Origin of the sequence: Hydrogenophaga atypica, assembly GCF_042665215.1 — a bacterium.
GTDB classification, from domain to species: domain Bacteria; phylum Pseudomonadota; class Gammaproteobacteria; order Burkholderiales; family Burkholderiaceae_C; genus Hydrogenophaga; species Hydrogenophaga defluvii_A.
In genome coordinates, this window is record NZ_JBHTCA010000011.1 from 103,605 (window position 1) to 113,556 (window position 9,952).

Below are 9,952 nucleotides of genomic sequence, written 5' to 3' on the forward strand. Positions count from 1 at the left end.
CGGGGGCATCACAATTTGGAACCGGATGTCCTTTGACCTGACGCGGACGCCGCGCGGTAACGCTGTGCTTCCATTTCCATCAGCCAGCGGTGGCGTTCTGCGCGGTCTTCGGGTGTGAGGTGGGTGGGCAGCAGTTGTGCCAGTTGGCGTGGCGTGCTGTTGAAGGGCACGGTGACACCCTCGCGCCGCAGGCGCGCGCGGGCGCGCTCCAGCTGTCGCAGCCATGGGTCCGTGTGGTGGCGTTCCCACAAGGTCCAGAGTGCGCCCAGGGCGGCGGCGCCCACCACCACGGCCACCATAGCGTGGAGGAGGTCGGTCCAGTCGGTGGCCTGAAGACCCAGCCGGCGCAGCAGATCGAACTGGCGGCTTTGGGTGTAGTTGAGCACCCATTGGTTCCAACTGTTGTTGGCGGCTTCCCACAGCGCGCGCAGGCGGGCGGCCATGTCAGGACTCACGGTCAGCATGGCGGCGCCCAGCAGGCCGGGCTCGGGCCGCAGCCGCTGCAGCGTGCCGGTGCGCCCTGGCGCCACCGACGAAGTGGGATCCACGCGCACCCAGCCACGCCCGGCCAGCCAGACCTCGGCCCAGGCATGGGCGTCGCTCTGGCGCACGGTCCAGAACCCGTCCACCGAGTTGACCTCGCCGCCTTGGTAGCCGGTCACGATGCGTGCCGGGATGTCCAGCGCGCGCATCAGGACGACAAAGCTGGAGGCGATGTGTTCGCAGAAGCCGGCCTTGCGATCGAACCAGAATTCGTCGGCCGTGTGTTCGCCATAAAGGCCTGGCTCCAGCGTGTAGGTGTAGCCACCGGTGCGCAGGCGTTCGAGGGCCTGCTCCACCAACTGCTGGGGCGTGGCGCTGGGTGTGTTCTGGCGCAGGCTTTGTGCCAGCGCCAAGGTGCGGGGGTTGAAGCCCGGTGGCAGGTCCACGTGCTCTTGCAGGCCCAGCACAGCCTGCTGCGGCCCGTATTGAAAGTCCACAAAACTCTGGGCGTCGTAGCGCAGCAGGTCGGTCACGGGCCGGCGCAGCAGCCATTGCAGGTCGGGCGTGCGGACAAGGTCTTGTGGACCCAGGCTCGGCCCGGTGGGAGTCTCGGTGGCGGTGTCCAATAACAGCAGCCAGGGCCGGTTGCTGGGTTCCAGGGTGACTTGGTAGCGCACCGGCGAACCCTGGGTGGTCACGGGCGCACGCATGCCTCGGCCGGGCAGCAGACCATCGACCGCAGGTTGCCAGGTGCGGCCGTCAAAGCGGCTCAGCACCGGCCCCCGGAAGTACAAGGTGCGTTGTGGGGGGGGGCGGCCATCGAAGCTCAGGCGCATGACGATGCTGTCGTCCAGCGCCAGCGAGGCGATGCTGCCCACGCTCATGGTGGGCGACAGGCCGCTGCGCCCGGTCATGCCATCGCTGGGAATGCCCCACAGTGGCGCCATGCGTGGGAACAACATGAACAGCACCAACATGATGGGCGCGCCCAGCAAGGCCATGCCACCGGCCAGCCGCGCGGCCGACCACAACGGCGGGTGCCCCACGGGCATGTGGGCGTTGACCAGCGCGGTCAGCAACCCCCACAGCGCCAGCAGGATGCCCACCGCAGTCAGCAGGGACTGCGAGTAGAAAAAATGCGTCAGCAGGGTGAAAAAGGACAAGAAAAACACCACAAAAGCGTCGCGGCGGGCGCGCAGCTCCAGTGTCTTGAGGGCCAGCAGCACCACGATGAGCGTGACCCCGGCGTCGCGGCCCAGGATGGTGCGGTGGGTGGCGTACGTGGCGCCAACCGCGAGCGCCAGCAGCGCCACCCGTGTCCACAGGCCGGGCAGAGGGCGCAGCCGGACGGTGAGGTAGGCGCGCCAGCCCAGCAGGGCGCCGGTGAGGCCCAGGCACCACGGTGGGATGTGCGCGGCCTGCATGAGTACCACCCAGCCGATCACGGTGAGCAGGAACAGGGTATCGCGCACCTCGCGTGGCAGGCCTGCCAATGGGGTGTTGAGGGGCTTCAGCACAGCGCGAGTGCCTCCAGGCAACGCCGTTGGTGGGCCGGGCCCTGGTCGGGTGGGATCTCCTGGCTGGGCAGCCGCAAACCGTAGTCCAACCCGAGCCGCTCGGCTGCCAGCACCCAGGCGCAAACGCGGGACAGCCGGTGTTCGATGTCCGCGCCGCCACACTGTGCGGGGTCCAGCCACAGCTCATGCGTTTGCAAGTGGGCGGACTGGTCGCGGCTGACCAGTTCATCGCGGCCAGCGGCCCACACCTGCGCGGCTTTTTTCCAGGCCACGGCTTTCATCGGATCGCCCCGGCGGTAGCTGCGCACACCGTCGAATTCGCCGCTGCGGTGCGCATGGCGTGCGTTCACGCCACCTGGTCGAGGTTCACCGGGGGGCAGCGGCGGCGCGGGCGACTCGGGCGCGGGGTAGACCAGCAGCTCTGCCGCCGGCCGCCAGTAGGTCCAAACCCGGAAGGTGCCCAGGGGAAAACCGGTCTGGGCCGTGAGCCGCGGCAGCGGGTGGCGCCCCCGACTTGGCGGCGACCAGCCTACCTGCACACGGGCGCTGCCCTCGGCGGGCACGTCGGTCCAACTCCAGTGGTCGGTGCCGGCCTCCCCCATCGCAATGCCATGGCGGGCGCGGCCCGGGTTGTCCAGGGTGATGTTGATGACCGCATTCTGGCGGACAAAACACGGCTCGGGTGGCTCTAGCCGCAGCTGCAGGCCGCGCAGGTTGCCGTGGCACACATGCATGCCGACCACGCTGCAGCCCAGCAGCAAAAAGGTGAGCAGGTAGCCCAGGTTGAGCTGGTAGTTGATGCTGCCCACGAGCAGCAGCATGAGGGTCAGCCCCAGCATCAGGCCGGCGCGCGTGGGCAAAATGTAGACGTTGCGGTGGGTCAACCGCAGTTGGTCGGCGCGTGGCAGCCGGTTGATGAACCAGCGCGTGAGGCGGCCACGCAGCCTGGGGCGCTCCGGGGTCTTGGTCACGGCAATGCCACTGCGGCGATCATGGCGCGCACCTGCTCCTGCGGGCCCCGCCCGGCATCGCCGGTCACCACCAGCCTGTGGGCGATGGTTTGTGGCAACACGGCCGTGATGTCGTCCGGTGCCACATAGTCGCGTTGGTCCAGCCAGGCCTGGGCCTTGGCCGCTTTCAGCACGGCCAGCGCGGCGCGTGGGCTCAAGCCCTGCACAAACCACCGCCCCGAGCGCGTGGCGGCCACCAGGTCTTGCAGGTAATTCAGCACCGCATCGGCGGTGTGCACCGCCAGCACCGACTTTTGTGCCGCACGCAGGCCAGCGAGATCCATCAACGGTTTCAGGGTGCTCAGCATGTCGCGCCGGTCTTCGCCCCGCAACAGCGCGCGTTCTGCGGCTCGGTCTGGGTAACCCAGCGACAGGCGCATGTGAAACCGATCGAGCTGGGACTCAGGCAGGGCATAGGTGCCCAGTTGGTCGTGTGGGTTTTGGGTGGCGATCACAAAAAAAGGTTCAGGCAAGGGCCGGGTTTCCCCTTCCACCGTCACCTGCTTTTCCTCCATGGCTTCGAGCAGGGCGCTTTGGGTTTTGGGGCTGGCGCGGTTGATCTCGTCGGCCAGCAGCACTTGCGCGAACACCGGGCCGGGGTGGAAGACAAAGCCCTGTTTTTCGCGTTCGTAGATCGATACGCCGGTGAGGTCGCTGGGCATCAGGTCGGCGGTGAACTGCACGCGCGAGAACTGCAGGCCGAAGCAGCGGGCCAGGGCATGGGCCAGGGTGGTCTTGCCCACCCCAGGCACGTCTTCGATCAGCAGGTGGCCTCCCGCCAGCAGGCAGGCCACGCCATCGTGCACCTGGTCAGGTTTGCCCAAGATGACCGTGTTAAGCTGATCCAGCAGATCGTGAATTTGTCGGCGTGTGTCGTCCATGCCGGCACCATAGCGGAAATTTGTTGCCATGAAGCCGACCGGATATTTCACCCACACCCTGTTCAGGCGTCATGAGATGGGCGAGGGCCATCCCGAATGCCCCCAACGCCTGGACGCCATCGAAGACCGGCTGCTGATCACGGGCTTGGACCACGCCCTGGAGCGCCGAGAGCCCACCCCGGCGGCGCTGTCGGATGTTGAACTGGCGCACGACCGCATGCACGTGGCCGCCTTGCGTGGGCTGAGTGATCGCCTCATCGAGGACATGCAGGCCGGTGGTCCCTCCCACGCCAACATCGACCCGGACACCTCCATCAACCGCCACACGTGGGAGGCCGCGTTGATGGCGGCGGGTGCGGCCATCGACGCCACCGACGCGGTGATGGCTGGCGAGCTGGAGAACGCGTTCTGTGCGGTGCGCCCGCCCGGCCATCACGCGACCCATGACAAGGCCATGGGCTTTTGTTTTTTCAACAACGTGGCGATTGCCGCCAAATACGCACTGGCGCGGCATGGGCTCAAGCGTGTGGCCATCATCGATTTTGACGTGCACCACGGCAACGGCACCGAAGACATCGTAGCGGGCGATGAACGCATCCTGATGTGCAGCTTCTACCAGCACCCGTTCTACCCGGAGTGCGAACACTCGAACGCCCCCAACCTGGTCAACTTGCCGGTGCCGGCCTACACGCGTGGCATGGACGTGCGCGAACTGATCGACATGATGTGGCTGCCCCGGCTGGAGGCGTTCCGGCCACAGATGATTTTCATCAGCGCCGGCTTTGACGCCCACCGGGAGGACGACATGGGGCAGATGGGACTGGTGGAGAACGACTACACCTGGATCACCGAGCGCATCGTGCAGGTGGCCAAACGGCACGCCCAGGGCCGCATCGTGAGCTGCCTCGAAGGGGGCTACAACCTCAGCGCCCTGGCGCGCAGCGTGGAGGCACACCTGAGGGTGCTGGCCGACGTCTGATTTTTTTGGCGGCGGGCCTCCTGTGGCCCACTTTTTTTACCGTGACAACAGGGGAGGAAACAAATGAACATCCATTGGAACACCATGTGGGATGCGGTGCAGGCCGGGCTGGGCGGGCAGGTGCCGCAGTTGTTGGGTGCGCTGGCGGTGCTGGTTTTGGGCTGGGTGGCCGCTGTGCTGGTGCGGGCCGGTGCACGCCGTGGGCTGGGCCTGCTGGGGCTGAACAGCGGGTTTCAACGCATCACCGGGCAGGCGTTGAATCTGGAGAGCGGTGTTGCGCTGACCTTGTTTTGGGCCGTGCTCTTGTTCGTGTTGGCCGCCGTGCTCAATTCGCTCGATTTGACCTTGGTGTCTGGACCTCTGGGGGCGCTGTTCACCGAGGTGTTTGAATACGCTCCCAGGTTGATGGCCGGACTGGTGCTGGCGCTGGTGGCCTGGCTGCTCGCCAGCGTGGTGCGGTTGGCCGTCACCAAAGTGCTGGCCAAAACATCGTTGGACGAATCGCTGGCCGAACACGCGGACATGGCGCCGATCAGCGATGGGTTGGCGCAGGCCTTGTTCTGGCTGGTGATCCTGCTGTTCGTCCCGGCCATTCTTGGCGCGCTGCAAATGGAAGGTTTGCTCGACCCATTGCGCGCCATGGTGACCAAGTCCCTGGACATGGTGCCTCATGCGGTCGCCGCAGTTGTCATCGGTGGGGTGGGTTGGATTCTTGCCACCGTGTTGAGCAAGCTCAGCGCCAAGCTGCTGCAGACGGCGGGCAGCGACCGCCTGGCGCAAAGCGCCGGCTTGGGCGACACGGTGCGCTTGTCGCAGGTGGCGGGCATGATCGTGTTCGTGGCGGTGTTTGTGCCGGCGCTGATCGCGGCACTCGATGCACTCAAAATCGAGGCCATCTCGCGACCTGCCACCGACATGCTGGGCATGATGATGGCTGCTGTTCCACACATCATTGCGGCCGGCCTCATTTTGGTGCTGACTTGGCTCGTGGCCTCGTTTGCCACCCGCTTGCTGGCCGGTCTTCTGACCACGCTGGGGTTTGATCGCCTGCCCAGCCTGATTGGCTTGCAGCACGCCTTCGAGCGGACGACTGCCTCCGCCTTCGTGGGGCACGTTGCGCTGTTTTTTGCCATGTTGTTTGCCACGGTCGAGGCGGCGCAGCAACTGGGTTTCACGCAGGTGGGCGACATCGTGTCCACCTTCATCCGGTTTGGCGGCGATATCCTGTTGGGCTCGGTCATCCTGATCATCGGCTTCTGGCTCGCCAACCTGGCCCATGACGCCATCGACCGGGCCAGCGGACCCCACTCGCAGGGGCTTGCGCGGATCGCGCGCGTGGCCATCGTGGCGTTGGTGGTGGCCATGGGCTTGCGGGCCATGGGTATTGCAGACGACATCGTCAACCTCGCGTTCGGCCTGACGCTGGGCGCGATTGCGGTGGCGGTGGCGCTGTCCTTCGGTTTGGGTGGGCGTGAAGCTGCGGGCAAATTGATGACGCGTTGGCTGTCGCGTTATTGGCGCGACGACGGCTCGTCGCAGCCTTGATGAGCCACCACGCGCGGGCTGCAGAGCGGCCCGTGCCATGCAACGGTCATGGGCCTTGGTTCACAATTCGGGGATGAACCAAGTCCCTGTTTCAGACACACCCTTGCTGCACGCCCGTGACCCACGCGGCGTGCACACCCTGACGCTCCACACCCCTCAGGCCTACAACGTGCTCAGCGAGGCCATGCTGGTGGCGCTGCAAGCAGCCCTGGACGACGTGGCCCGCGACGACAACGCCCGCGCCGTGGTGCTGGCGGCGGCCGGCAAAGCGTTTTGCGCCGGTCACAACCTCAAGGAAATGCGTGCGCGGCCCGAACTGGCCTACTACCAGCGCCTGTTTGCCCAGTGCAGCCGGGTGATGTTGTCCATCCAGAAGCTTGCGGTCCCTGTGATTGCGCGGGTGCAGGGCCTGGCCACGGCGGCGGGTTGCCAACTGGTGGCTCAGTGTGACCTGGCGGTCGCGGCCGACACGGCCAGTTTCGGTGTGAACGGCATCGACGTGGGCCTGTTCTGTGCCACGCCCAGCGTGCCGCTGGTGCGCAACATGCCCGCCAAACAGGCCATGGAAATGTTGCTGACGGGTGACTTCATCGGCGCGGCGGAAGCGAAAACGCGCGGGCTGGTGAACCGGGTGGTGCCGCTGGGCAGCCTGGATGCCGAGGTCGAACGCCTGGTCGCCGCCATCCTGTCCAAACCCCGCGAGGCGGTGGCCATGGGCAAGGCGCTGTTCTACCAGCAACGTGAGACCGGCATAGAAGCCGCCTACCAGCTTGCCGGTCAGACCATGGCGTGCAACATGGTGCACGGTGTGGCGCAAGAGGGCGTTGCCGCCTTCATCGAGAAGCGGGCCCCCGCATGGCGTCCCGTCGCGCCCGGCCAGGAGGGCCAGGCATGAGCAGCACCACGTCCGCCCGCCCCATCGACGACTTTTCTGCCTGGCTGCAGGGCTTTTCCCAGCCCGGCGTGCTGGTCGAACTCGCCGCGCTGGCGCTGTGTGTGTTGTTGGCCTTGGGCCTGGTGGCGCTGCTGCGACGCTCCCTCGGTGGCGGCATCGACCCTCGCTCCATTCTGTTTGGTCGCAGCCTGTTCGACGGCGTGTTGTTCCCCACGCTGTTGCTGGGCCTGAGCTACATCGCGCGCGCGCTGCTGCTCAAGTGGGCGCCGCTGGCGGCGTTCAAGGTGGTGATCCCGGTGCTGGTGTCCTTGGTGGTCATCCGCGTGTGCGTCAAGGTGATGCGCGCGGCCTTTGAGGAAACCGCCTGGGTGCGCGCGGTGGAGCGCACCATTTCGTGGGTGGCCTGGCTGGCCATGGTGTTGTGGGTCAGTGGCCTGTTGCCCGTGGTGCTGGCCGAAATGGACCAGATTTCCTGGAAGGTGGGCAGCAGCCAGATCAGTTTGCGCAACGTGATCGAAGGTGCCATCACCGCAGGTGGTGTGCTGATTCTCAGCCTGTGGGTGTCATCGGCCATCGAGGCGCGTTTGCTGCGTTCGGCGGTGGGCGGCCAGCTTTCGTTGCGCAAGGCCATCAGCAACGCCACGCGTGCGCTGTTGATGTTTGTCGGCCTGTTGGTGGCGCTGTCTGCTGTCGGCATCGACCTGACTGCTCTGTCGGTGCTGGGTGGCGCGGTCGGGGTGGGTATTGGTTTGGGTCTGCAGCGGCTGGCGGCCAACTACGTCAGCGGATTTGTGATCCTGGCCGAGCGCAGCATGCGCATTGGCGACATTGTGCGGGTGGACACGTTCGAGGGCCGCATCACGGACATCAATGCTCGTTACACAGTGATCCGCTCGCTGGCCGGGCGTGAAGCCATCGTGCCCAATGAAACCCTCATCACCAGCCGGGTGGAGAATCTGTCGCTGGCCGATCCCAAGGTGTGGCAGTCCACCGTGGTGTCGGTGGCCTACGACAGCGACGTGGAGCTGGTGACTCGCCTGCTGCTGGAGGCGGCAGGGGCGTCGCCCCGTGTGCTCCAAGACCCAGGCCCCTCGGTGGCCATGACCGCGTTTGGCGCCGATGGGCTGGAGTTCACGGTTGGCTACTGGTTGGCCGACCCCGAAAATGGCCAGAACAACCTCAAGTCGGAGATCAACCGCGCCATCCTCAAGTCTTTCCGGAGCCATGGCATTGAAATACCGTTTCCGCAACGTGTCATGCACGTTGCCAAAGGCGCTCCACCCGTATAATCCATAAAAAAGCACGGTCGTTCGTTTTTTCTGCTGATCTCGTTCTACAATCGAAGACGAAGTTGACGTTGACGTAAACGTAAATTCGTTGGCACGTTTTTTTTACAACCTTTCAGGAGCCGCAGGTATGAAAGTCTTGGTCCCCGTCAAACGCGTGGTGGACTACAACGTGAAGGTCCGGGTGAAGTCGGACGGCACGGGTGTGGACATCGCCAACGTGAAGATGAGCATGAACCCGTTTGACGAGATCGCCGTCGAAGAAGCGGTGCGCCTGAAAGAAAAAGGTGTGGTGACTGAAGTGATCGCCGTCTCCTGCGGTGTCACCCAGTGCCAGGAAACCCTGCGCACCGCCATGGCCATCGGCGCCGACCGCGCCATCCTGGTCGAAACCAGCGAAGAACTCCAGCCCCTGGCCGTGGCCAAGCTCCTGAAAGCCCTGGTGGACAAGGAACAACCCGGCCTGGTCATTCTGGGCAAACAGGCCATCGACGACGACGCCAACCAGACCGGCCAGATGCTGGCCGCTTTGGCCGACCTGCCCCAAGGCACCTTCGCCTCCAAGGTTGAAGTGGCTGGCGACAAGGTCAACGTCACCCGCGAAGTGGACGGTGGCCTGGAAACCGTGGCTCTGTCCATCCCAGCCGTCATCACCACCGACTTGCGCCTGAACGAGCCGCGCTACGTGACGCTGCCCAACATCATGAAGGCCAAGAAGAAGCAGCTCGACGTGGTCAAGCCCGAAGGCCTGGGTGTGGATGTGAAGCCGCGCCTCAAAACGATCAAGGTGGCCGAGCCCGCCGGGCGCAAGGCCGGCATCAAGGTGGCTGATGTCGCCGCCCTCGTCGACAAACTGAAAAACGAAGCCAAGGTGATCTGACCATGACAGCACTTGTTATTGCCGAACACGACAACGCCAGCATCAAAGGCGCCACCCTCAACACCGTGACCGCAGCCCTGGCCTGTGGGGGTGATGTGCACGTGCTGGTGGCCGGGCACAACGCCGCTGCCGCTGCCGCACAAGCCGCCCAAATCGCCGGTGTGAGCAAAGTCATCCACGCCGACGACGCCGGCCTGGCCCATGGCCTGGCCGAGAACGTCGCTGCCCAAGTCCTGGCCATCGCCTCAGGCTACAGCCACCTCCTGTTCCCCGCCACCGCCAGTGGCAAGAACGTGGCCCCGCGTGTGGCCGCGAAGCTGGACGTGGCCCAGGTCAGCGACATCACCAAGGTGATCAGCGCCGATACCTTTGAGCGCCCCATCTACGCGGGCAACGCCATTGCCACGGTGCAGAGCCTGGACGCGACCAAGGTGCTCACCGTGCGCACCACCGGCTTTGACGCCGCTGCTGCAACG

8 protein-coding genes and 1 pseudogene are annotated in these 9,952 nt (G+C 65.4%); 6 read left to right on the top strand and 3 right to left on the bottom strand.

Annotated features, from left to right (window positions below; genetic code table 11):
* Nucleotides 1-8 precede the first annotated feature (8 nt).
* From ACFQPB_RS14655 to ACFQPB_RS14665, 3 genes are read right to left on the bottom strand one after another with little or no spacing between them, the layout of a single operon-like run.
* Nucleotides 9-1,997, bottom strand: coding sequence for a transglutaminase TgpA family protein (locus ACFQPB_RS14655; RefSeq protein WP_382224725.1), 1,989 nt, complete (start codon nt 1,995-1,997; stop codon nt 9-11).
* On the bottom strand, nt 1,994-2,971 hold the full coding sequence (locus tag ACFQPB_RS14660; RefSeq protein ID WP_382224699.1) for a DUF58 domain-containing protein: 978 nt from the start codon (nt 2,969-2,971) through the stop codon (nt 1,994-1,996). The genes ACFQPB_RS14655 and ACFQPB_RS14660 overlap by 4 nt, the downstream gene beginning before the upstream one ends.
* Nucleotides 2,968-3,921: an AAA family ATPase gene (locus ACFQPB_RS14665; RefSeq protein ID WP_382224702.1), complete on the bottom strand. Its 954-nt coding sequence runs from the start codon at nt 3,919-3,921 to the stop codon at nt 2,968-2,970. Before ACFQPB_RS14665 ends, ACFQPB_RS14660 begins: the two co-directional genes overlap by 4 nt.
* Between ACFQPB_RS14665 and ACFQPB_RS14670 the strand changes: the two genes are divergently transcribed.
* The 6 genes and pseudogenes from ACFQPB_RS14670 to ACFQPB_RS14695 form a co-directional block, all read left to right on the top strand.
* The gene (locus ACFQPB_RS14670) at nt 3,920-4,870 is read left to right on the top strand and encodes a histone deacetylase family protein (RefSeq protein ID WP_382224705.1); all 951 of its coding nucleotides are present in this window, start codon (nt 3,920-3,922) and stop codon (nt 4,868-4,870) included. The genes ACFQPB_RS14665 and ACFQPB_RS14670 overlap by 2 nt on opposite strands.
* Before the next feature lie 63 nt (nt 4,871-4,933).
* On the top strand, nt 4,934-6,415 hold the full coding sequence (locus ACFQPB_RS14675; RefSeq protein ID WP_382224707.1) for a mechanosensitive ion channel: 1,482 nt from the start codon (nt 4,934-4,936) through the stop codon (nt 6,413-6,415).
* Between the two features lie 73 nt (nt 6,416-6,488).
* Nucleotides 6,489-7,310, top strand: coding sequence for an enoyl-CoA hydratase (locus ACFQPB_RS14680; RefSeq protein WP_382224710.1), 822 nt, complete (start codon nt 6,489-6,491; stop codon nt 7,308-7,310).
* On the top strand, nt 7,307-8,599 hold the full coding sequence (locus ACFQPB_RS14685; protein WP_382224713.1) for a mechanosensitive ion channel family protein: 1,293 nt from the start codon (nt 7,307-7,309) through the stop codon (nt 8,597-8,599). Before ACFQPB_RS14680 ends, ACFQPB_RS14685 begins: the two co-directional genes overlap by 4 nt.
* Before the next feature lie 127 nt (nt 8,600-8,726).
* Complete coding sequence (locus ACFQPB_RS14690; protein ID WP_382224716.1) at nt 8,727-9,476, top strand: electron transfer flavoprotein subunit beta/FixA family protein; 750 nt, start codon at nt 8,727-8,729, stop codon at nt 9,474-9,476.
* A gap of 2 nt (nt 9,477-9,478) precedes the next feature.
* Nucleotides 9,479-9,952 (top strand): annotated as a pseudogene (locus ACFQPB_RS14695) (electron transfer flavoprotein subunit alpha/FixB family protein); the annotation flags it as partial.